Genomic DNA, 22,342 nt, shown 5'->3' with positions numbered 1-22,342 from the left:
GCCTGGTGAGGGTCTGCACGGCGGATATGGGGGCGCATCCGGCGGCATAAATTTATGGGGAGGGCAGCACGTTCTTCGTGTTCGGAGTCGGAATAATACCGGGGTAGAATAGCTCATGAAGGTGTTAGGTGACTGGCAGAGTCAGCCCCGGATGCCCAGGCTGCGCGCCGGGTCGCGCCTTCGTCACCGTGATAAAAATAGGGAGTTAAGTGTATGCCTATCGCGTTGCCTGAGCCCGTGTCTTTAGCTGTTGAAGCACTCGACCTTGAGGTCGCTATTACCGCTGCAGAAACCCAGGATGCGACTGCAGAGTTACCGCATGAAGAACTTTTTGACGTAAGCACCGAAGATGGTGTGATCCAGATTGTTCAGCGGGAACGCTACTGGAAATCCAAGTTTGCCAAGCGCACCTCGTTTTTATCCTTTGGGGGACCTAAGATCGTTATCAGCCTTCCACACGATTCTTTTCTTGACGTTCTGCGGGTTCAGACAAACTCAACATGCCGCCTTGAGGGGGTGCGCACCACGCACGCGGATTTGGCGGCGACTACGGGCACTATTCGCTGTTTGAACGCATCGTTTACACATGCGAAGGTGACCGCGAAATCTTCGTCCGTGAAGATGGTAGACAGTACGGTTGCTGAGGATGCGACTCTCACGGTCACGGGCGGCTCGGTGACAACGACCGGGACTTTCACCGAGATGCCGGGGTACCGTATCGAGGATGTTTCGGGCAAGGTGCAGATTTTGGATCAGCCGTGCGAACCGGGCGACTCACACAATGCGAAGGGGCAACCCAGCGTGTTTATCAACTGCATCGGCGGGTCCGTAACGCTGGCGTAGGCGCTGTACGCTTCTTTGCCGAGTCTCTTCCCGGGTCGCATAAAAAGGCTCTTTATGTGAATAAAGCGGGTTTTCTGCCGCTTTATTCACATAAAGAGCCTTTTTAGCATCTATCCATATGGCATGATGCTCAGCCGTAGAGCGTTAGCCAACGTACTGGTTGATTTCGTTCTGGAGAGCCTGGATGGTCTGGGAAGGACCGTCGAGGCGGCGATCCTGGGAGATACCATAGTGCTTCTGTAAGTTTTCGATAACAGTATTATTGATCATACTGGGAACCGGGTACTCGATGTTATTGAGTCCTAGCCACAATGACATGTGGAGGATAGTGGGGGAACCTTCTGCCTGCCTAGGCTCTACCCATTCCCAGCCACCGACGATTCCAGGGCATGCAGGTGCCATGTGCGAAGGCTGCGAACTAATCACTCCATCAACGACAAGACCAGCACCCCTGACGGCGTTCATGAACCGCTGCAGTCCCGCGCTGGTTTCTTCGCCCCACCAGCCGTCGGCGGAGATGGCGTTGGCGGAGGTTGCGGTGACTAGGGTGGAGCCGAAGGCGAGTACGCCTGCTGCGGGAACTCCTATGGCGCCTGCCTTGAGCAGCTTGCGGCGGGAAGGATTAGCGCTTTCGAGGGACATGAAAATATCCTTTCATCGGTGATGCAGATTAGTCCTGCATTTTCACTGTAAAAGGATTCATCGACAAATATCAAGCCTAAATTTATTCTTCTATAAAGTTAAATAAAAACTTTTTAAATTTTTTCTGGGTATATTCATGAGCGAAATATTATTATATACGAATAAAATTTTAAGCATTTTAAAGAGTAGTAAAATACATTTATTTAATGAATGCTGTACGAAAAATAAAATATTATGCCCCAGTGGTGTTGTAGTCCTTGAACTCGTCTATTGCGGATAGATAATCTAAAGAGACCGCATGAGAACGCAGGGAGAGATAACGTTGAAAGCCAGTTTTATCACCGGAATCCGAAGCGTCGAAGCGCGCGAGATTGAAGATGCTCAGACCCAACAACCCGATGAGGCTCTCATTCGAGTTGCCTATGCGGGCATCTGTGGAACCGACCTTGAGCTGTACGACGGCACCTCAAACTACCTGCGGCGCGGTCTGACCGAGTATCCGCATCATTATGGACATGAATGGGTGGGTGTGATTGAGACCCCGCCGCAGACCGCTTGCGACAGTCGTTTGAAACCCGGCGCGGTGGTCACTGGAAGTACCATGATTCCCTGCCTGACCTGCGATTTCTGCCAGCGTGGGCGGCGTAATCTCTGCACAAACCTGCGCGAAGTTGGTCTCTATGAGCACGGTGGGGCGGCGGCACAAAAGCTTGTAATGCCAGCGCATGTGTTGACCGTTATTGACGACGGTTCGGGTGCAGAGCCGCATCCCGAATATATTCTGATCGAACCTCTTGTGACGGTTTTGGAGGGTCTGGCGAAAGCCACCCCGGAACCTGGCGATAGGGTGCTTGTGCTTGGCGGCGGCACGATCGGTACCCTCGCGGCGCTGGTGCTGAAGCAGTACCCCATTGAGGTTGCGGTGGTTGACCCCTCGCAACCCGTGCATCTTTCCGAGCTTGGGATTACGGCCTATAAAACGGTGGACGCGCTCCCTGCCGGAGACTGGGATGCCGTATGGGAGTGCTCCGGTTCTGCTACGGCACTGCAAGCTACACCGTCCCTGCTGAGGAACGGGGGTACGGCGGTGCTGATTGGCTTCCCGCCTGCGCCGACCGATCTTGATGCCTCGGAGTTTGCCCTGCGGGGGCAGTACCTGGTGGGCGTCCGCCACGGCATCGACCACTATGCGGCTGCCGCGCAGTTCGTGCGGGAGCACCGGGACAAGCTGGGCGCGCTCATCGACAGCAGCTACAGCCTTGACGATGCGCAGGCCGCCTTCGAGCGGCTGGAAGAGGGGGAGCGGGAACGCCCCAAGGTGATGCTGAGTATCGATAAATAGTCCCCTAATTTTTCGCCAGAAAAAGGCTCTTTATTTCAATAAAGCGGATTTTCTAATGCTTTATTGAAATAAAGAGCCTTTTTTGGGTACCGAACCTAACAGCCGGTGCCTGGTGCGGCTTGGGGATTAGTTAATTTACCCAACCCACTGGTTGATTTCGTTCTGCAAAGCCTGAATAGTCTTGGAGGGCCCGTCAAGACGACCATCCTGCGCGATACCGTAGTGACTTTGTAGCTTATTAACGTGTGTCGAGGAGAAATGAGGGTAAGGGTATGAATACGAACTACCGTCAGCACCTTTCCATTGCATTCCCAGCCACTCTGACATCTTAGAAATTGTAGGGGAGCCTTGATCTATCTGTATGGCCCACTCCCAGCCACCCACAATTCCCGGGCAATAGGGTGCCATTGCTGCAGGTTGGGAACTGATCCATCCGTCGACAACTAGATTTGCGCCTAAAGCCGCATTCATAAACCGCTGGAACCCGGCTGAGGTTTCGGAGCCCCACCAGCCGTCGGCGGAGATGGCGTTTGCGGAGGTTGCGGTGACGAGGGTCGAGCCGAAGGCGAGTACACCTGCGGCGGGGACACATATGGCACCTGCCTTGAGGAGCTTACGGCGAGAAAGATTGGTGTTTTCAAGAGACATAAAAATATCCTTTCATCGGTGATGCAGCTTAGCTCTGCATTTCCACCTTAAAATTAATTGTCGGAGGATATCAACCATAATTTTTCCAAAGATATTTGTTTATACTTGCAAAAAAGACTCTTTATTCCACTAAAGCATGAAAATCCGCTTTAGCGGAATAAAGAGTCTTCTTATTATCGACTCCCAGTAGTCGATCGTTATATGGCTAGAAGGTGTTAACCGACGTATTGGTTGATTTCGTTCTGCAGGGCCATGATGGTCTGGGATGGACCGTCGAGGCGACCGTCCTGCGTGATTCCGTAGTGTTCCTGTAGGTTTTTGATCCCAGGAGTGGTGATTGTGCCAAAAAGCGTCGCCCCCTGAGGGCCTGTACCGTCCCTCCAGAGTGGAGAGTTATAAGGTAAGTGTTTCAGCCATGCGTTCATAGCTTGGATGGTTGGGGAGCCTGCTGCACCGTCTACCCATTCCCAACCACCAACAATTCCTGGGCATGAAGGAGCCATCCTCGAAGGCTGGGAACTGATAACCCCATCAACAGTGAGACTAGCGCTTACGACGGCATTCATGAACCGTTGCAGTCCTGCGCTGGTTTCTTCGCCCCACCAGCCGTCGGCCGAGATGGCGTTCGCGGAGGTTGCGGTCACGAGGGTGGAGCCGAAGGCGAGCATGCCTGCGGCGGGAACACCTATAGCACTTGCTTTGAGGAGCTTACGGCGAGAAAGATTGGTGCTTTCGAGTGACATAATGCATCCTTTCGTCTGCACTGCGGATAATTCCTGCATTTCCACCCTAAAATTAATTATCTAAGAATTGCAACCATATTTTTACTCCACTAAAGCATGCATGAATGCTATATATAATTTATTCAATATTGTTATACACTTAAAAGATTCTTGATGGTAAATAAATTAGAATTACTGATTATTTGCTTTGAAAAATATTTTTAGCAAAATAAAATATAACCACTAAATTCCAATCAGCGTTATATTGTATTCTTCCGCAACTGCACCCCAATCCTTTATAAACTTGGCTGCGCGTGCCCCAGACTTACAAAACACACCCACGCATTCCCCGGCGAACGGCTTCAACATGGAGCGCACCGCATCCTCGGTAGCTACAGACAGAGGAAGGTGCAGGGAATCCGGGTGCTTCACCTGGGTTTCGCGTTCGCTCTGCTCGCGCACATCCAGCAGAATTTTCGGCAGTTCATAGGCGCTCAAATCCGTCACGGATGCCCGCTCAGGATCGGGGGAGAGGGCAAAATTCTGGAAGGTGCCGCTCAATGCCTCGTAGGTGAGCAGCCGCCCCTCAAGCGTCGGCAGCCCCGCCAGGAACTTGAGTGTTTCCGTCGCCATGAGCGATCCGATAACCGCCGTGGTAGCGCCCAGCACCCCGGCCTCGGTGCAGGATTCCAGAGTCGCGGGAGTTGTAGGGAACAGGTCGCGCAGATGTGCCGACCCCGTGCGGAAGACGCTCACGCTGCCTTGATACCGCAGCACCGACCCCCACACCAGCGGAATACCGGTTATCTCGGCGGCGTCGGCAATCAAATATTTAGTCGCAAACGTATCGGTACAATCGACGATCACCGAAGGGTTCTCCTCGGCGAGCAGGTCAAGAATCCAGGATGCCTCCAGGTATCGCCGATACACCGTCACCGTGAGTGCCGGGGCGATCTCGCGGGCACGATGCGCGGCAACCTCAGCCTTCGCCCGGCCGCAATCGGCGATCCCGAACAACGGCTGGCGCTGCAGATTCGACAGCTCAATCACATCGTGATCGACGAGCGCAATCGACCCGACCCCGGCGGCGGCGAGCGCCTGCACCACGGGGCAGCCCAGGCCGCCCGCACCGATAACGAGCACATGCGCATTGGCGACCGCCTGTTGGTCGAAACCGGGCAGACGATCCTGCCGCAATACGCGCTCAGCTTCGAGAGCCTGCGCCTGCGCGGGGTCCTTTGGCGCTAGAATCTGTGGTGCATCAGGCACCGAGCGGTGGTCGTGCGAGGTCACATCCATGACACCAGACCCTCCGCCGGGGAGGAAGCCTTCGCGTGCTCGCGCTGAGGAATCCTGCCCGCGCCTCGCGCCAGATAGCCTGCCTCAACGGCGGCTTTCATAGCTTGCGCCATCGCCACCGGATCCTGCGCACGGTTGACCGCCGAGGCCAACAGCACACCCGAGCAGCCCAGTTCCATAGCAAACGCGGCGTCCGATGCGGTGCCAACCCCCGCATCCAGCAGCACAGGAACCGTGGCGCGGGAGCAAATCAGCTCAATATTGTGCGGGTTCAAAATGCCCAGCCCCGTGCCGATGGGTGAGCCGAGCGGCATAACCGCCGCGACTCCCACATCCTCTAAACGCTTGGCGATCACCGGGTCATCAGAGGTGTACGCCATGACCGTGAAGCCTTCCGCCACCAGCGTTTCGCAGGCGGTCACGGTCTCGCATACATCCGGCAGCAGGGTGTCTTCGTCGCTAATCACCTCAACCTTAATCCACTTTGTCCCCAGGGCTTCGCGCGCGAGCCGGGCGGTGATAACGGTGTCGCGCGCGGTGCGGCACCCCGCCGTATTGGGTAGAGGCGCAATATTTAGCCTGGTCAGAAGCGGAAAGATAGGGGTGCCCGAGGCGTGCCTGCGCATCGCGACCGTGGTCATCTCGGTGCCGGATGCGACCAGCGCTTTTTCGAGCAGGTCCATGCTGGTGGCGCCCCCGGAACCCATAATGAGCCGGGATGAGAACTCTTTCTCAGCAATAATCATGGTCACTACCCGCCCTGAACTGCGGTCAGCGCATCGACCCTAGCACCCTCGGGTATTTCGGTACTCGCCCACCGTGAACGCGGCACCACAGTACCATCGAGTGCGACAGCGACCCCCTGATCGGTGCCCGCCTGCTGAAGAATCAGCGCCTCAAGATTCGTGGTCGAAATGTCTAATAATGTGCCGTTATAGGTTATTTTCATGGACTATTCCTTTCGTTTCTGGTGCACAAACTGGCGGTATGGAGTAGCAAAATCGCGTATCAGTGCTCAAACCTCTTCGGCGAGCAGGGCGCGAACTCCGGCGGAATATCCCCGCCCAAAAACACCTCCGCACCGGCTTTCCCAGCGAGTGCCGCCAGTAAAATTCCGTGCCGAAAATACCCGTTTGAGATCAGCTGCCGCCGCCCGGTCGCCGTGGTACGGTCGCCAAAGATCGGCAGATCATCCGGGGTTCCGGGTCGCACCCCCACATTCGACTCGATAAGCTCGCATTCCTCCACCGCAGGAACCACCCGAATCGCATCTTTGAGCAGCTGATACACGCCGTCCACACCGGGGCGGGTACGCGTGTCCTCGCGGCTTGTCGCACCGATACACACCTCACCGCCAGGCCGTGGAATCACATAAACGGGCCGCCCGTTCACGAACCCGCGCACCACATGCTCCACCAGCGGATGCGGCGCCTGCAAACGCAGAATATCGCCATAAACCGGTCGCAGTGGATACTGCCCCGCCGCGCCCAAACCGGTGCACACAATATCCCCAAAATCCGGGTCAGTCACACGCTCACGCACAAACTCGACCCCGCGCGCCTTCAGCGCCTTCACGAGAGCCTGCATAAACAGCCGGGGCGCCACCTGATGATCGCCCTCAATCAACGCCGCACCCGCCAAATCCGGGGCAAGTGCAGGTTCCAGGGTGCGCGCCCGGCTCACGGGAATGGCCTCGGCACTGCGGTTGAGCGAACGGTAATAGTCAGAAACATTGCGCAGATGCGCCGCATCCGCGCGATCGCTCGCCACCACCAACGTGCCGGTCGTATCGTAGCCGGTGGGGGCGTCTGTTACCGCAGCGAGCCTGCGCATGAGCGAAGGGTACGCATTCGCGCTGGCAACCATGAGCGGGAAAAGCGCATCCTGCTGAAACTGCACTTCGGCAATAGGCGCGAGCATTCCACCCGCAAAATAGCTGGCACCCGTGCCGCGCTCGCCGGGGGTTGGGTCATAGACGCGCACCCGCTGGCCGCGTTCGGTGAGTTCAAATGCGGTGGTCAGCCCAATAACTCCGCCGCCCACCACGGTAATAACTTCTGCCATGATTATGCCTGCAATTCCGGGTTTTCCACGAAGGCGCGTGCCATTGCAACCCCGGCAACCCCTGTTTCGCGGATGCTCGGGCAGTCTTGCGGCCAAATATCGCCGATGGCGACTACCGGAACCTTCGAGAGCTCGGCAAGTTCACGCAGCCCTTCAACACCCAGTGGCGGGCGGTTTGAGGCTTTGGTCGGGGAAGGGCGGAACGGCCCGGCACCAATGTAGTCGATCAGGTGCGCAACGGTGTTAGCGCGCTCAACAAGCTCGCGAGTGCCGGTCGTGAGCCCAATAATGGCGTGCTCACCCAGCAGACGGCGGGCATCGGCGACGGGCAGATCGTCTTGACCTATATGTACCCCGTCGATGCGTACCCCGCGGGCACGCAGGGCGAGGGCAACATCCACCCGATCATCAATCAGTATCTTCTGGTGGGGGAGAACGATGCGCGCAATCTCTTCGGCAAGGGCATACAGGTCGCGGGCGCTGATGGGCTTGGAACGCACCTGTATGCAGGTGGCGTGCCGTGCCCGCCGCACCGTTTCGACGGGGTTTTCGCCGGTGACCAGATACAGCGAAAGGTCTAAGGGTGTGGCGGTTCCGGCGGTGCTGTTGATTGTCATGGGATCACGATTCGACTGTGAAAGTAGTACTTCCTGCGTGCTTGCGCGGGCGTTGCGGTGATTTTGCGACGATGCGGCACACGCAGATATTTCTCATTCAGGCTAACACACAACCTTTATCGCGGTTCCTGGCGGCGTTTTTATTGCTCTTATGGTTTGTATAAAGCTAAGAGTAGAAGGACCTTGTTAATTTCCGTAATAAATACACACTTTTGTTATACTTTAGATATACATTGTTTTACAATAGAGAGGTGTAATTGACTATGGCAAAGACAGCGAACATCAATCTGCGCGTAGAACCAGAAGTTAAGAGGGAAGCTGAGGAGCTTTTCGGGATTTTCGGAATTTCCGTAAGTGATGCCATCACGATGTTTTTAAACGTTTCCATAATGCAAGGTGGATTGCCTTTCGAACTCAAGCAACCTCAATACAATGCTACAACTGAGCAAGCTATCGCAGAAACGAAAGCTATGATGGAGGGCACCCGTAAAAGTAAACAGTACAGTTCGCCCCGAGAGCTCTTCGCTGAGCTTGATGCTGAAGGCGATGATTAGTGCTTCACCTTGAAACAACATCCCAGTTTCGTAAAGACTACAAGCTCATGAAGAAGAGAGGATTAAATCTTCGTCTTTTAGAAGATATCCTCAATAAACTCATACGTGAGGAGCCGTTAGAAACAAGGCATCGAGATCATGCTTTGACAGGTAACTATCGTGGATTAAGGGAATGCCACATTCAGCCTGATTGGTTGCTTATCTATGCTATCGACAAGGGACGATTAATTCTGACTGCTTCCAGGACGGGAAGTCATGCTGACCTTTTCAAAATGTAGTTTTTCGTCCGACCAAATTTGTACAGCTAAATGTACTCATTATTTGAACATACGCTTCTAAAAACCACCTGCTCGCGGGGCTAGCTGAGGAAAATAAAAAAGCCCTGGCAAATACCAGAACTTTTGAGAGCGGCTGACGGGCTGGAGGGTGCGGATTCCGAGCGAGCGAGGTGCCAAATCCGCGCCTGGAAGCGATTCCCGTCTAAAATTGGGCACACGAAAACCCCTAACAGAAGCTAGGGGTTTATGAGAGCGGCTGACGGGAATCGAACCCGCGTATCAGGCTTGGGAAGCGTGCGCTCTACCATTGAGCTACAGCCGCGCATCCGTGAACGGACTTAACCTAGTGTAGCGTGTGCTGCCTCGGTTCGCATACTTTGCCGCAGATTTTTATTTTTGACTTGTCGGCTGTTCTTTTTGAGCAATGGTGAAGTATGGAGTCTGGAGTCGGTATCCTTAGAGTGTGCTTATTTCAGACCGCGATATTCGACGAGAAATTGCTGACGGCCGTATCGTACTTGAGCCGTTTGACGATTCGATGATTCAGCCGGCGAGCGTCGATGTGCGCATCGACCGCTTTTTCCGTCTGTTTGACAACCATAAGTACCCGCATATTGACCCGTCGCAGGAGCAGGAGGAACTGACTCGTCTGGTGGAAGTTGCCCCCGACGAGCCTTTTATTCTGCATCCTGGCGAGTTTGTGCTCGGTTCCACCTATGAACAGGTGACCCTGCCTGCGGATGTGGCGGCTCGCCTGGAAGGTAAGTCTTCACTCGGGCGTTTGGGGCTTTTGACTCACTCAACCGCAGGGTTCATTGACCCCGGATTTTCAGGGCACGTGACCCTGGAACTGTCTAATATGGCGACCCTGCCGGTCATGCTGTGGCCCGGGTCTAAGGTCGGTCAGCTGTGTTTCTTCCGGCTCACAAGCGAGACTGAGCATCCGTATGGTTCCGGCGCATACGGAAACCGCTACCAGGGGCAGCGCGGACCAACCGCATCGCGCAGCTACCTGAACTTTCACCGTACAGAGATCCCCGTTGAGAAATCTGGCGACTAGTCGCCGTCCGCATGATTTTTTCAAGGAGATACCTTGTCGTTCAAGACAATGGCTTTAAGCCCTGCCGGTGCCGATCTGAAGGTTATTTTTGGCCCCGGTGTTCCAGATGCGCTGCGCGAGCAGATCGTACAGACTTGGGGGAGCCTATCCCCGCGCCTCTTCGATAGTGTGCATGATGCCCTTGAGGCAACCCAGTCTGTGGCGCACGCTATTGTGCTCACGGACGGGAGTGTGAATCTGTTTGACGAGCACCCCGACCTGGTGAACCCGTTCGGGATTCTGCAGATTCTTAATATTCAGAACGAGAAGCAGGCGTTGGAGACTCTGACGTCTAACCTGACGGTTGCTATGATTCAGCAGTTGGCGGGTAAGCGCACCATGCTGCATGCCGCCGCCATTGGCGACCCCGCTACGAAGCGCGCGCTGGTGCTGGTGGGTGCTTCGGGGCGGGGGAAGACGACTGCCGCGCAGTATCTGGGGAAGAAGTTCACCTATCTTACGGACGAAACCACGATCGTGGGCGCCGACCGTGAGATTTACCCCTACCCGAAGCCGCTGTCGCTGGTGGTCTCTGACGACGAGCCGAAGGAACAGCGCAACCCTGTGGATCTGGGTCTGAACGCGGCGGACTGTGAGGATACGAGCTATACAGCCGCTCGCGTCGTCATGGTGGGGCGCACCGATGAGCCCACGAAACCCTATCTTGAGCGTGTGAGCCTGGGGGATGCGCTCATGTCGATTGCCGAGCAGACCTCCGGCGTGGTGCTCAACCCTGAGGGTGTGCTCTCGATTATTCGCCTGTTTGAGCAGTGCGGCGGCGTATGGCGGCTGGTGTATTCCGAGGTTGAAGATATTGAGCCGCTCGTGCGTGAACTTCTCGCCGAGAATGCTGTGCTCCCGAACTCTGAGAGAGTGGACGAGTACGAGACCTTTGAAACACCTGACCGTCTACCGAACGTATACCCCAACGGCACGCAGGTTCTTCAACGCATGTTCGGCACCACCGGGTACCTGGTGGATGGAGAAAGATTCCTGCTGCATCACGGAGATTCACTGGATGAGCTTTCCGCATTCGCGGCGGAGTGCTGGATTAACGCCGCTCACGAACTGACGGTGCGGGAGCACTACGAAGTCATGCGCGAGCTGTTTGAGGGGCTGCCCGAGGATGCGCATCGCCAGGTTGTTGAGCAGCTGTCTGAAAGCGGTATACTCACGATGCGCACCGTAGACGACCCGCTGTATACCGAAGAAGACTCGAACTAAACAAACCCAATAAATACGCGAACAGATAGCAATCCGCTATCTGCTCGCGGGTTTAAGACTCGTAGGTTGAGGGGCGCACGAGTTTAGGGGAAACGGGTAAAGAGCTACCGTTGCGCCGCCTTGGAAACTTTCTTTTCGGCGCGGCGTGCCTTGCGCAGGTGAAGCGCTTGTGGCGATTCTAACGGCAGGGCCAGCAGCAGGCCCGCCAGCACCACGACCATAATGCCGAGAATACCCCACACCTGAGCATTAAAAATCGTGACGAACAGGCCGAAGAGCAAGGGGGACAAGAAGCTAGTTGCGCGACCTGTTGTCGAATACAGACCGAAGAGCTCACCTTCCGTACCGGGATCGGCGATACGCGCCAAGAAGGTACGCGAGGAGGACTGCGCGGGTCCCACGAAAAGGGCGAGAATGAGCGCGCAAATCCAGAAGGTCATAGGGTAGGGGAACAAGAGCAGGGGCACGGCTGCAATCAGAATGCCCACAAGCGAGACAATAATGATCTTTTTGGGCCCCAGATAGTCATCCAGATACCCGCCCAGCACCGCGCCTACGGCGGCAACACCATTGGCGGCAACACCAAAAATAATGACATCCGAAGTACTGAACCCGAAAGAACCGGCCGCCAGCACGCCACCGAAGGTGAAGATACCGGCTAAACCATCGCGGAAGATAGCGCTGGCACACAGGAAATAGAGAGTCTGAGGGGCAGTCTTACGAAGTCTGACAATGGTGCGCCACAGTTCCTTATAGGAGGCGAATAGTCCTCCCTGCCGCGCTGGGGAAAGACGCGAGAGACCGCGTTCTAGGAACCTGAGCTCGCGGGTGGGCAGCACCTCTGGCAACACGTGTTTGCGTCGGCGCATCCGAATCAGGATGGGGGCGCAGAAAACCAGGCACCACAGGGCGGAAAACAACGTTACCGCACGAATATTGAAAGCGTTATCGGTGCTCAGGTGCAGCCCGTTAGGCTCAAAAATAAATCCCCACAACACGATAAGCAGAGCCACTAGGCCGCCCACATAACCCGCAGACCAGCCGATTCCAGAGATTTTACCAATATTATTCGGGGTTGAAACTCGCGGCAGCACGGCGTTATAGTTCACGGCGGCAAATTCGCTGAAGATATTCGCCGCAGAAATCAGGATCACGCCTAACCACAGGTGCCCAGGGTTAGGTTCCACGAAAAAACACAGGGCGGAAAGAAGCACCATGCTGAGCGTGTTCACACCCAACCAGAAGATACCTGTACCGGATTTGTCGGCGCGCTGGCCGCTGACCGGAGCAAAAAACGCAATGCAGACCCCGGAGACAGTCAATCCTAAAGAGAGAGCCGCAGAAGCACTTTCGGTAGACCCGAAATAGGAGCTCGTGAGGTAGACCGTGAAGATGAAGGTCATCATGATAGTGCCAAAACTTGATGAACCAACATCCCACAGCACCCAGGACGTGACCGAACGGCGGCTGTTACTGTGATCGGGAACGTGTGAGGTCATAACGGATGTGTTCACTTTCGTGTAAGACGCAGCTAGGCGCCCTCAATCTAGTGCTGGTTTCGCAGCTTACCCCCGGCGACACTGCCGTAGGCATCGCCTCCCAGCGTGCCAAGCGCCTTATTCTCTTCTGAGCAGGCAGACTATTCAGCACATTGGAAAAGATGCGCACACCGCTACAGCCTGAAGGCTGCGGGGGCGGCGCATCCATCCAAATACACCGTGAAATTATGAGAAGAAACGGCGCTGTGCGCGGGTAATACCGACGCTTACCAGGGCACCTACCACGGAAGTGACGACGCTCCACACAATAACATGGCGCAGAGTGTCTTCGGACTCGGGGTCGGTGGTAGGAGGTTCGTTACCGGTCACACGCTTCCACGCTGCACCAAGACCCTTGCTTGCCAAGGCGGCGGCGGCCATATTGGCACCGGTGATAGCAATCCTTGCTATGGGGTTCATATATTCTCCTCAAAAATCAGAAGTGACTATCCCTAGCCTATCGGCTTTGCGACTTAGATGCAGAGAATATGACCTGTTTTAACGCGCGCATACACGAAAAATTAGGGTAAAAACTCTAGAATGTGAGAAAAAGCACAGTATTGCGGGCCTGAAAGGTGTATACCAGCGGCAAATCAAGGAATCATATTACCGACCTGCCGCACGTTCTTGTCATAAACCGATTCAAAAACTCAACGAACTCACAGAAAACGACTCACACGGCATAGAATGTAAACGTTTATAAGCTTCGAACTCTCGAAGCAACACGACAGGGGAGCGCCGCAGACGGGCGCTGAGAGTGCAACGCAGACCCTCGAACCTGATCCGGTTAGTACCGGCGTAGGGAGTCGAAATATGTTTTTCTCAACACCCCACCCGCAACGGGTGTGGATGTTCCCCTTCCAATCATGGGAGGAAAATATGTCTCAAAAATCTCGCCTCAGCTGGCGGGTCAATGAAATTGTTATCGTCTCTGTGATCGCCGCCGCCTGCGCGGTAATCTTCTGGATCTGGGATATTGCCGTAGACCCCGCCACTAAAACGCTCTTCGCGGCGGTTCCCGAATACCGACCCATCGTCGCCGGTATGTGGCTGCTCGCCGGTGTGCTCGGCGGGTACCTTATCCGCAAGCCCGGTGCCGCGCTCTACTGCGAAATCGTCGCCGCCGTCATCTCCGTATTCCTCACCGGAGGCGCCTGGAGCCAATCAATCCTCATCGCCGGATTCTTCCAGGGAATTGGTGCGGAAATCGCCTTCGCCGTGTTCGGGTACCGAGTCTGGAACCTCAGCACAGCAGCCTTCGCGGGCGCACTGAGCGGGCTTTTCATGGGTGTCAACGAAATCATCATCTACTACCCAGACATGGAAATCTTCAAAGCCGTCATCTACGTGGTATGTGCGGTCGTCTCAGGGATTGTGCTCGCCGGGGTGCTCTCCTGGGGACTCACGAAAGCGCTCGCTAAAACCGGGGTACTCGCCTCGCTTGCCTCCGGCGTGCAGGCACGTACCGCACGCGGATAATAGGCAGGCAGGCGTATGTCACAGCCTATCCCAACGCTCAAACCCTCAAACACGGAACATCCTGAACCATCCGCAACCCAGGGTGCAACCATGACCGAACCCCACAGTACCGCCCCCGATGCGCCCGCCCGCGGTGCCGCAATCGACCTTCACAACTTCGGTTGGCACCACCCCGGGCGCGAAAAACCAGCGTTCTCGAACGTGAACCTGCGCATCGAACCCGGACAGAAAGTACTGCTGCTGGGGCCCTCCGGCGCAGGAAAATCAACGCTCCTGCACGCTATCGCCGGGGTGCTGCACGATCACGACGGGCAAAGCCAAAGCGGCAGCGCGCGCATCGACGGCGTAGCCCCCGAAGACGCACGCGGACTCATCGGGCTCATGCAGCAAGACCCAGAATCATCGGTCGTGCTCGCCCGCGTGGGTGATGACGTAGCCTTCGGCCCCGAAAATCTTGCGGTCGCACGCGAAGAAATCTGGGCGCGCGTTGATGATGCGCTCGCCGTCGTCGGGCTCGACTACCTGCCGCATGGGCATCCCACGAATGCGCTTTCGGGTGGGCAGAAACAACGCCTGGGGCTCGCCGGAATCCTGGCGATGCACCCGCGCGCCATTCTGCTTGACGAACCCACCGCGAACCTCGACCCCGAAGGCGTTCAACAGGTGCGCGATGCCGTGGTGCAGGCGGTCACGGCAACCGGTGCCACCCTGATCGTCGTCGAACACCGGGTGGGCGTGTGGGCGCAGCATATGGACCGCGTTATCGTGCTCGGTGCCGATGGAAGCATCACCCACGACGGCGCACCCGAAACCGTGCTCGCCCAAGCCCGCGAAACCCTCATCGCCAACGGTGTGTGGGTGCCCGGGTATGTTCCCGAACCCGCCGCCGCTGCGGCACCGAGCGGGCGCATACTCCTAAGCGCCGAAAACCTTGCGATTACGCGGGAATTTCCGAACAAAAAACAGTTAAGGGCACGCCGACGACAGCTCAAAACCATGCCGGAACCCGCACCCGTGCCCCTGGATATTCCTACCCTACGTGGGGGTATTAACCTGAGCATTCGAGAAGGCGAGCACCTGAGCATCCTCGGCCCCAACGGCGCCGGAAAATCAACCCTCGCACTCACTCTCGCTGGGCTTCTCTATGCCCCCAACGGAACCCTGCACGCCCACGAAGCACTGCGCGAGTTCGACCAAAACCCAACGGCAGAAAGCTCCCTCACCCGCGAGAAAACAGCCGCCAGCTGGGATATTCCCTCCTGGAGTCCCGCCCAGCTGCTTGGGCGCATCGGCTACGTTTTCCAAGAACCCGAATACCAATTCGTGCGCGGCAGCGTGCGTGAAGAACTCGAACTCGGGCCACGCCGCTTCGCCGCCCTGCGCCGCGAAAAAATTGATGATGATGCGCTCTCCGCCGCCACCGCCTCCCTCGCCGAACGCTTGCGTTTAGAAGGGCTTTTAGATGCCAACCCGTTCACGCTTTCGGGCGGGCAAAAACGCCGGCTGTCGGTTGCATCCGCTTTGGCGACGGCGCCGCGCGTGCTGATTCTTGACGAACCGACTTTCGGTCAGGATGCGAGCACCTGGGGCGAACTGGTGCACTTGATTCTCGGGCTTCTTACTGAGGGGGTTGCGGTGATCTCGGTGACTCACGATCTCGAATTTACGGCGGCTTTGGGCGGGCGGAGTATCACGCTTGAAAGCCTGCCGCATGAGCCCGCAGACCTGAGTCTTCAGGAAGGGAAGTAGCACATGAATACCGATTTTTTCGGGCCGAGTGCCGAGCGCAACAGCTGGTTTGGCGGGCTTAACGCGGGTGTCAAATTAGTGGTTGCGGGCGTGCTGGTTCTTGCGGCAATCCTCATTCAAGACCCGGTAACCGCGGCTATCATCTTTGGGCTGGAACTGCTGGGGTTTATTGCGGTCGGGTTTCGGCCTGTGAACCTGCTGGCGCGCAGCTGGCCTATCCTGATCGCGGTGCTGACCACTGGCTGGAGTGTGGCGATCCTTGTCAATAAAACCGGTGCCGTCCTACTCGATTTTGGGCTGAACACCATCACGGAAGGGTCGCTCGCGGCGGCGTTTTCGATGATGATTCGTTCCCTGGCGATGATTCTGCCGACCTTCGCATTTGTGCTCTCAACAGACCCAACCGACCTGGGCGATTCGCTTGCCCAAACATTCCGCCTGCCCGCCCGTTTCGTGCTTGCCGCGTTGGCGGCGTTACGCCTTGTCGGCATCCTATTTGGGGAATGGAATACGCTGGGGCAAGCGCGGCGTGCACGCGGGCTGGGTGCGGGGCAAGGTCCACTCGGGCGCATCAAAACCGGTGCCGGGCAGGCCTTCGCGCTCATGGTACAGGCAATTCGCCGCGGTTCGCGCCTTGCGGTCACAATGGAGGCGCGTGGTTTCGGTACCGGCAAACGTTCCTGGGCCCGCGTGCCTGCCTATTCCCGGCGTGATGCGTATGTTGCGGTTGCCGCCGCCGTGATCGTGGCGTGCGCCTACGGGGTTTCGTTGGGGCTAGGAACTCTGCGTTTCTTATGGCAGTAGCCGCACTGAAGCTGCCGCTAGGTACTCCGGGCCTGAAAACCGGGGTAAAGGCGCGGCGCAAGTATCAGCCTTGCGCCGCTAACCCTGTACCTTAGCCCTGTGCCAGGTATTCCAAGAACCGGTGCGTGAGCTGCGAATCGTGCGCTAACGCCGTACCATTCAGATGCGTGACGGGGGCGAGCAGACGCACCGAGGAGGCGAGCCAAACCCCATCTGACTCGAAAAGATCCTGCGGGTATAGCGGACCGTAGCCCAGTTCCCAGCCGTCGCGCCGCGCCGCCTCAAAAATAGCGCCCTGCGTGGTACCGGGCAGGATTCCGTGGTTCGGTTCGGGGGTGTACAGCGTCTTTACACCGTTTTCGATACGCGCCATCAACACCGACGAAGTTGCCCCCTCCAGAATGCGGCGGTTGTCGGTCATAAAAATCGCGTCATCCGCGCCGCGGCTGTGCACATACCGCAAAACCGCCATATTGACCGCATATGACAGTGTTTTTGCGCCCGCCAACAGCCACGGGTATGCGGTGTTGTCGGCGGGGTCGTGCCCGCGTGGCAGCAGCATGGCCTTCACGCCGTTCTGCCGCTGGTTCACGGTAGTTTCGGGCACCGGGGACGCGATCAGCAGGGTGTATGGACCGGCGGGCATTCCCACAGAGACACGTGGCAGCCCGCGCGAGATAATGATTTTGACAATATGCTCTTCGCCGAGTTCCGTGTGGGCGCCGGGTACGGCCTGGGCGAGAAGGTTTGCCAGCGCATCCTGAAGCTGGTGCAGGTCGGGTTCGGGCAGGTCGAGCATACGCGCCGAAGATTCGAGTCGGGCGAGGTGCATATCAAGTTTTCGTACCCGCCGATCTACGGCGAGCATGGTCTCAAAAATGCCGTCGCCACGGGTAAATCCTTGATCTTCCACGCCGATAAGCGGCTGGGCGGGGTCTACGAAAACGCCTTGCGGGTTCTCTGAATTTAGGAGCATTACGGAACTAGTCATGTTTCCAGTGTAGTGGCTCACGTGCCCTCCCTCACCGCAGTGCACGCCGAGCGGGCCCAGCTCCCAGGTGGCGTTTTCGGCGATAAAGTATATGTCTGCCTCTGCGATGTCCTCGAAGGTTTCGGGGTTGTCGTTGTACCCTTCGACGTCGAGCCCGATTTTGCCGTCCCGTTCGAGAGCATGAACTCCGCTGCATATGCTGATGAACGGGCCTTGCACCCGGTAGTCCGAAATATTTTCCAGGGTTACGGTGACATGCCGCCAGACGTCGTCGTTAGCGGCCTTCTCCCAGCCGCCGTCTACATGGTTCCAGTCCACTGCGCAGAATCGCAGACGAACAGCTGTTCCATGTGCGTAGGTTACGGTGATCGAATCCAGCCAGCAGTCGTAGAAGTGGTTGAACCGTTTGATGATCTCTGCACTTGTGAGGTTTTCGTCGGGGCTCACGGTCAGCCTCCTTAAAATCTTAGGATTTATCAGGATACCAGTTACCGGCGCGAATACGCCGAGAAGCGGGTTTCTGCTCGAAAATGATGATATTTTTTCATCTTTTTGGCAAAAACCCGCTTCTTGGGTATCAACGTCTTAACACGCTTGATGCGAAGCGCTAGCGCCCACCTTCGCCGCCGTCTGCCGCATAGTCGGCATCCTTACGCGGGGTTGTGAAGAGCACAAGCGCGGTCATCAGTGCGAAGCCCAGAATTGAGAACGCCATCGGCATATAGGAACCCTCGCCGCCCAGCGAAACCAGGGGCGCGGCAAGTCCGCCCAGAAGCGCCTGAATCGTGCCCATCACGGCGGATGCGCTGCCCGCCATATGGCGCGCCTCGTTCAGCGCCAGTGCCGAGGAGTTACCGAAAATCAGACCCACCGAGCAGGTGAGGCAGAACAGCAGAATCAGGGTGGGCCACAGCGAAATACCCAGCGCGAATGAGATAGTCAACAGGATTGAGACCGTCAGGAGAGAAATCACGCCGATATTGACGATCACGCGCTGACCGATACGACCAACTAGCGCGGTTGCCAGCGAGCTCATTGCCACAATGCCGAGGGAGTTCACCCCGAAGGCGAGAGTGAACTGCCCGGCATCGAGACCCAGAATGTTCTGGAGAACGAAAGTGGAACCCGAAATATACGAGAACATTGCGCCGAAGGCAAAGCACATGGTGAGGGAAAAACCCAGGTAACGGCGGATTTTGAACACTTTCGGAATCTCGGAGTAGACACTCAGCGCGGTGCCTTTGTACCGTTTTTCAGCGGGAAGAGTCTCGCGCAGAATGAAAATCACGGCGAGCATGAGCAGCGCGGTCACTACGGTGAGCACATGGAAAATATTGCGCCACGTGCCCCACGACAGCACCCACCCGCCGAAGAGCGGCGCCAGCACGGGGGCAAACCCGTTAATCATCATCATGACGCCCATGAGCTTGGCGGTTGCCAGCCCCTTGGTGGTATCTGCAACGATCGAGCGGGCAAGTACTGCGCCAATAGCACCGCTGAAGCCCATGAGGAAACGCGCCGCAATGAAGACCTCAATGCTGGGCGAGAATCCGCACAGCGCGGTCGCAATAAAGCAGACTACAGAACCGATCAGAAGCGGTTTGCGGCGGCCGGTTTTATCGGAGAGCGGGCCGATTATAAGCTGCCCGAGCGCCATGCCTATCATGAAGGCGCTGAGAGTCATAGATGCGGCGGCATCGGTGGTGTTGAGCTCACGTGCAACCGTAGGCAGCGAGGCCAGGTACATGTCGATACCCAGCGGAGCGATAGCGGTCAGCGCGGCAAGGGTGACGATAACGGGGGCAGGAATACCGAAGGAAACTTTAACGTGATCAGGGTGCTCATGACCCTGCTGAGAGGTAGTCTGTGACGAAGACACGGGTAGAGTGCTTTCTAGGTTTATGAACGCGTAACGGCGCCGAATACGCCCGGCTGGAAACGCAACTTTTCTAGTCTAGCGGATGCGCGCATCCGGCGTAAGTGGCGTGTGCGCTAAACTTTTTTGCCGCCGCTGGGCACATAAAAAAGCCTTGTTCGTAAAGCGGGATTTATAACTCTTCATTCACGAACAAGGTTCTTTGTATCAGGGGAGGGTAAGCATGGGTACAGCAAACAGCAGGGCAGAGGGCTACGCCGTGCGGTAGATGATGTCCGCCTGCGCATACGTGGCGGAGTATGCGGCGAAGAGGGCTTCTTCCTGCGCCGCCCAGCGCTCCCAATGCGGGCGGTAGGTTTCACCGTCGCGGTCTATCGCCCGCCTGTACCGCAGCTCGTTGGGTGCCTTCACCACGATGCGTACATCGCAGGTACCGGCGATCGCCCCCACGCCCTCACAGATGATGACGGTTTCCTGGGTGGGGTTGATCGTGTGTTTGGGGCCGGGAGCATCCGCGTGCCAATCCCACTCCCGGTAGCTGGCGGGCTTGCCTTTGCGCAGGTTCCACGAGATTTTCTGCCACGTTTTTGTGCCTTCCTCCAGCCCGTCCCAGCCGGGGTAGATGGAATCGAGGTTGAGCACGCGCACACCGATTCCTTTGGCGGATAAGGATAGTTCTAGGAGTTCGGAGAGCCTTGTTTTGCCGCTTCCGCTGCGACCGTCGATACCGATGATCGTCGGTAATGCGGCGTCGCTGAAAGTGGAGTTATCGAGCGGCATTCCGTCTTCGTCGGTGGGCGGCAGGGTGAGTTCGTGGTACGTCTCTAGGCAGAACTCGAAGATTTCCTCAACGTCGTTGGTTTCGTAGCCGTTGCCGAAACCTATGCTCCACACACCCATGCGCTAGTTTTCCTGCGGGGTTGCGCTTAGCTCGGCGATCAGCGCCCGCGCTGCGGTGTCGATAAGCTCGGTCGTGTACTCGAAGTCGCGCATCTGCCCGTACCAGGGGTCGTAGATGCCCAGTTCGTCCAGGTTTTTGCCCGCCATCGCGGGGTCGAAGGAGCGCATCATACGGATTTTGGCTTTGTCGTCTTCGGTGCGCGCAAGCTGTTTCAGGTGCAGGTAGTGCGGGGTGTCCATCGCCAGAATCAGGTCGTAGCGGTCAAAGTCTTCGGCAACGAATCTGGATGCGCGGTGCCCGCTGGGGTCGATACCGCGCGCGGTGAGTATGCGCCCGGCGCGGGTGTCGATGGGGTTGCCGATCTCATAATCCGTGATGGCGGAGGACGCGACCTCAATCTCAAGCCCCGCCTGGCGCGCGTGCTCACGAATCAGGTACTCGCCCACGGGGGAGCGGCAAATATTTCCGGTGCAGACAGTCATGATGCGGTACATGGTTTTAAGTGTATGCCAGCGGCACCGGAAAGGCAGCGGTATTAGGGTTGCCTGCTGAAGCGTCGTTTCTATTCAGAAGAGTTTTTTGCATTCAGAAGAGCTTATCGCTTCTGAATGCAAAAAACTCTTCTAGATAGGCAGGCAAGTTTTGGCTGTTACACCTCAAAACGGGTTTTAGCCTCATGTAAGTATGCTTCCCACAGAGCATAGAGTCTGTCGATGTTCTCTTGACGAGTGTACGTTGAAGGGTCATAGTCGGTCGGGGGCATGTATCGCACGAACGGGGTCACATCCTTGGGGTAGCCAAAATCGGCGTGAAGAATTTCTACCTCGCCCAGCGGGTCGTCAAAGTTCTTGCGGTGCTCATACACATGTTTGAGCAGCAGGTACAGCCAGAGCGCGTGGCGGGGGTCGGTGCTTCCGGGGTCGGGGTCGGTGAGTTCAGGGGAGTCTTCGTGCCGCGCGAGTTCGGCCAGAATCCCATCAATCCGGTAGGTGTGTTCGGGTTTGCACTGGTAGAGCTCGTATTCCAGGTCGCTGGAGTCTTCCTTCAACCGGTCGGATGCATATCGCAGAATATCTGCGTGGCTGATGTATCCCTGCGCGAGCCCCCAACGTAAACCCTGCCAGGTGAGGGCACTCTTTCTGATGCCTTCATAGCCTATGTAGTACGTGCCCAGCATCATAGCGTTAACCTCCTATCTTTGTAGTCCCACGAATAACGTAGCATTTGGCGTATTACCTAACCCTAAAGGGTGGGTAATACGCACTAAGCTGCGTTATTCAAGACGGTTTTAGCTGTCGTTGCTGTCGTTATCTTCCTGCTCAGAAAGTTCGTCGGGGTCGAACAGTATTGTGCCTTTAGGGATGATGAATTTAGTACCGTTATGTTCTTGTTCTTCGGTCTCGATTTTGCAGCTCTTAGGAGAGACATCGAATTTATAATTTTTTGGATTGACCTTATAAGAGAACCTCGCTTTATAGGTTTTATTGCCTAGTGTGTATACAAATATTGGTTCGTATTTGAAGATAACCCAGGAGAAGTCAGCGTACCCGGTGAAGGTTGTCTCGGAGAAGTCAGCGTACCCGGTGAAGGTTGTCTCGGAGAAGTCAGCATCCTGGGCGAAGGTCACCCCGATGAAGCCAGCATCCTGTGTGAAGGTCGCCCCGGAGAAGTC

The 22,342-nt window shown here is 56.5% G+C and carries 25 protein-coding genes, 1 tRNA gene and 1 riboswitch; of the genes, 9 read left to right on the top strand and 17 right to left on the bottom strand.

Annotation, left to right across the window (positions count from 1 at the left end; translation table 11 throughout):
• Window positions 1-213 precede the first annotated feature (213 nt).
• On the top strand, window positions 214-843 hold the full coding sequence (locus HMPREF2756_RS02295; RefSeq protein WP_004005989.1) for a DUF4097 family beta strand repeat-containing protein: 630 nt from the start codon (window positions 214-216) through the stop codon (window positions 841-843).
• A 144-nt stretch (window positions 844-987) separates the two neighbouring features.
• Here the strand turns inward: HMPREF2756_RS02295 and HMPREF2756_RS02290 are convergent, their stop codons facing one another.
• Window positions 988-1,485, bottom strand: coding sequence for a chemotaxis protein CheA (locus HMPREF2756_RS02290; RefSeq protein WP_070617872.1), 498 nt, complete (start codon window positions 1,483-1,485; stop codon window positions 988-990).
• Between the two features lie 298 nt (window positions 1,486-1,783).
• Here HMPREF2756_RS02290 and HMPREF2756_RS02285 point away from each other — a divergent pair, with 298 nt between their 5' ends.
• Complete coding sequence (locus HMPREF2756_RS02285) at window positions 1,784-2,827, top strand: zinc-dependent alcohol dehydrogenase (RefSeq protein WP_246825805.1); 1,044 nt, start codon at window positions 1,784-1,786, stop codon at window positions 2,825-2,827.
• A gap of 135 nt (window positions 2,828-2,962) precedes the next feature.
• Here HMPREF2756_RS02285 and HMPREF2756_RS02280 read toward each other — a convergent pair whose 3' ends face one another.
• The 7 genes from HMPREF2756_RS02280 to HMPREF2756_RS02250 form a co-directional block, all read right to left on the bottom strand.
• Window positions 2,963-3,475 carry a chemotaxis protein CheA gene (locus HMPREF2756_RS02280; protein WP_070617870.1) on the bottom strand — a complete coding sequence of 171 codons (513 nt, stop codon included), beginning with the start codon at window positions 3,473-3,475 and terminating at the stop codon, window positions 2,963-2,965.
• Between the two features lie 215 nt (window positions 3,476-3,690).
• The gene (locus HMPREF2756_RS02275; RefSeq protein ID WP_070617867.1) at window positions 3,691-4,218 is read right to left on the bottom strand and encodes a peptidoglycan-binding domain-containing protein; all 528 of its coding nucleotides are present in this window, start codon (window positions 4,216-4,218) and stop codon (window positions 3,691-3,693) included.
• Between the two features lie 222 nt (window positions 4,219-4,440).
• Window positions 4,441-5,496 (bottom strand): ThiF family adenylyltransferase, encoded by a 1,056-nt coding sequence (locus HMPREF2756_RS02270; RefSeq protein WP_070617864.1) that lies wholly within the window; start codon window positions 5,494-5,496, stop codon window positions 4,441-4,443.
• Window positions 5,487-6,242 (bottom strand): thiazole synthase, encoded by a 756-nt coding sequence (locus HMPREF2756_RS02265; protein ID WP_006888813.1) that lies wholly within the window; start codon window positions 6,240-6,242, stop codon window positions 5,487-5,489. Before HMPREF2756_RS02265 ends, HMPREF2756_RS02270 begins: the two co-directional genes overlap by 10 nt.
• A 5-nt stretch (window positions 6,243-6,247) precedes the next feature.
• A complete protein-coding gene (thiS, locus tag HMPREF2756_RS02260; protein WP_070617861.1) occupies window positions 6,248-6,445 on the bottom strand; it encodes a sulfur carrier protein ThiS in 198 nt (65 codons plus the stop codon).
• A 59-nt stretch (window positions 6,446-6,504) separates the two neighbouring features.
• A complete protein-coding gene (thiO, locus tag HMPREF2756_RS02255; protein ID WP_070617858.1) occupies window positions 6,505-7,560 on the bottom strand; it encodes a glycine oxidase ThiO in 1,056 nt (351 codons plus the stop codon).
• 2 nt (window positions 7,561-7,562) lie between these two features.
• Window positions 7,563-8,177: a thiamine phosphate synthase gene (locus HMPREF2756_RS02250; RefSeq protein ID WP_070617855.1), complete on the bottom strand. Its 615-nt coding sequence runs from the start codon at window positions 8,175-8,177 to the stop codon at window positions 7,563-7,565.
• A gap of 263 nt (window positions 8,178-8,440) precedes the next feature.
• On the opposite strand from HMPREF2756_RS02250, the gene HMPREF2756_RS02245 reads away from it, so the two are divergent.
• Both HMPREF2756_RS02245 and HMPREF2756_RS02240 read left to right on the top strand, forming a co-directional pair.
• Window positions 8,441-8,731, top strand: a complete 291-nt coding sequence (locus HMPREF2756_RS02245) for a type II toxin-antitoxin system RelB/DinJ family antitoxin (RefSeq protein WP_070617852.1) — start codon at window positions 8,441-8,443, stop codon at window positions 8,729-8,731.
• Entirely contained in the window at window positions 8,731-9,009 is a 279-nt protein-coding gene (locus HMPREF2756_RS02240; RefSeq protein ID WP_070617849.1) for a type II toxin-antitoxin system YafQ family toxin, read from the top strand. The genes HMPREF2756_RS02245 and HMPREF2756_RS02240 overlap by 1 nt, the downstream gene beginning before the upstream one ends.
• Window positions 9,010-9,260: 251 nt before the next feature.
• Here the strand turns inward: HMPREF2756_RS02240 and HMPREF2756_RS02235 are convergent.
• Window positions 9,261-9,331: transfer RNA gene (locus HMPREF2756_RS02235), tRNA-Gly, on the bottom strand.
• Between the two features lie 141 nt (window positions 9,332-9,472).
• On the opposite strand from HMPREF2756_RS02235, the gene dcd reads away from it, so the two are divergent.
• On the top strand, window positions 9,473-10,069 hold the full coding sequence (gene dcd, locus HMPREF2756_RS02230) for a dCTP deaminase (protein WP_004005998.1): 597 nt from the start codon (window positions 9,473-9,475) through the stop codon (window positions 10,067-10,069).
• Window positions 10,070-10,102: 33 nt separating this feature from the next.
• On the top strand, window positions 10,103-11,332 hold the full coding sequence (locus HMPREF2756_RS02225) for a hypothetical protein (RefSeq protein WP_246825804.1): 1,230 nt from the start codon (window positions 10,103-10,105) through the stop codon (window positions 11,330-11,332).
• A 104-nt stretch (window positions 11,333-11,436) separates the two neighbouring features.
• On the opposite strand, the gene HMPREF2756_RS02220 is transcribed toward HMPREF2756_RS02225, so the two are convergent.
• Both HMPREF2756_RS02220 and HMPREF2756_RS02215 read right to left on the bottom strand, forming a co-directional pair.
• Window positions 11,437-12,831: an MFS transporter gene (locus tag HMPREF2756_RS02220; protein WP_070617841.1), complete on the bottom strand. Its 1,395-nt coding sequence runs from the start codon at window positions 12,829-12,831 to the stop codon at window positions 11,437-11,439.
• Window positions 12,832-13,056: 225 nt separating this feature from the next.
• Window positions 13,057-13,290, bottom strand: coding sequence for a DUF4235 domain-containing protein (locus HMPREF2756_RS02215; RefSeq protein WP_070617838.1), 234 nt, complete (start codon window positions 13,288-13,290; stop codon window positions 13,057-13,059).
• Window positions 13,291-13,589: 299 nt separating this feature from the next.
• A riboswitch (TPP riboswitch) is annotated at window positions 13,590-13,692 on the top strand.
• A 57-nt stretch (window positions 13,693-13,749) separates the two neighbouring features.
• Between HMPREF2756_RS02215 and HMPREF2756_RS02210 the strand changes: the two genes are divergently transcribed.
• The 3 genes from HMPREF2756_RS02210 (at window position 13,750) to HMPREF2756_RS02200 (ending at window position 16,902) form a co-directional block, all read left to right on the top strand.
• Window positions 13,750-14,349: an ECF transporter S component gene (locus tag HMPREF2756_RS02210; protein ID WP_135008460.1), complete on the top strand. Its 600-nt coding sequence runs from the start codon at window positions 13,750-13,752 to the stop codon at window positions 14,347-14,349.
• Between the two features lie 90 nt (window positions 14,350-14,439).
• Window positions 14,440-16,098 (top strand): ABC transporter ATP-binding protein, encoded by a 1,659-nt coding sequence (locus tag HMPREF2756_RS02205; RefSeq protein WP_070617935.1) that lies wholly within the window; start codon window positions 14,440-14,442, stop codon window positions 16,096-16,098.
• Between the two features lie 3 nt (window positions 16,099-16,101).
• Entirely contained in the window at window positions 16,102-16,902 is an 801-nt protein-coding gene (locus HMPREF2756_RS02200; protein ID WP_048751261.1) for an energy-coupling factor transporter transmembrane component T family protein, read from the top strand.
• Between the two features lie 91 nt (window positions 16,903-16,993).
• Here HMPREF2756_RS02200 and HMPREF2756_RS02195 read toward each other — a convergent pair whose 3' ends face one another.
• The 6 genes from HMPREF2756_RS02195 to HMPREF2756_RS02165 all read right to left on the bottom strand — a co-directional run.
• Window positions 16,994-17,893 (bottom strand): aminotransferase class IV, encoded by a 900-nt coding sequence (locus tag HMPREF2756_RS02195; RefSeq protein ID WP_070617932.1) that lies wholly within the window; start codon window positions 17,891-17,893, stop codon window positions 16,994-16,996.
• A 607-nt stretch (window positions 17,894-18,500) separates the two neighbouring features.
• Entirely contained in the window at window positions 18,501-19,772 is a 1,272-nt protein-coding gene (locus HMPREF2756_RS02185; RefSeq protein ID WP_083301650.1) for a multidrug effflux MFS transporter, read from the bottom strand.
• A gap of 249 nt (window positions 19,773-20,021) precedes the next feature.
• Entirely contained in the window at window positions 20,022-20,669 is a 648-nt protein-coding gene (locus HMPREF2756_RS02180; protein ID WP_246825802.1) for a nucleoside/nucleotide kinase family protein, read from the bottom strand.
• A gap of 3 nt (window positions 20,670-20,672) precedes the next feature.
• On the bottom strand, window positions 20,673-21,152 hold the full coding sequence (locus tag HMPREF2756_RS02175; RefSeq protein ID WP_246825801.1) for a low molecular weight protein-tyrosine-phosphatase: 480 nt from the start codon (window positions 21,150-21,152) through the stop codon (window positions 20,673-20,675).
• A gap of 167 nt (window positions 21,153-21,319) precedes the next feature.
• Entirely contained in the window at window positions 21,320-21,850 is a 531-nt protein-coding gene (locus HMPREF2756_RS02170; RefSeq protein WP_070617831.1) for a DUF2247 family protein, read from the bottom strand.
• Between the two features lie 108 nt (window positions 21,851-21,958).
• A partial coding sequence (locus HMPREF2756_RS02165) for a pentapeptide repeat-containing protein (RefSeq protein ID WP_210393501.1) occupies window positions 21,959-22,342 on the bottom strand: 384 nt, incomplete at its 5' end.

The organism is Rothia sp. HMSC067H10, assembly GCF_001810635.1.
Classification (GTDB): domain Bacteria; phylum Actinomycetota; class Actinomycetes; order Actinomycetales; family Micrococcaceae; genus Rothia; species Rothia dentocariosa.
The sequence above is the reverse complement of the archived record's forward strand: the minus strand, read 5'-3'. Positions and strand labels throughout refer to the sequence as shown.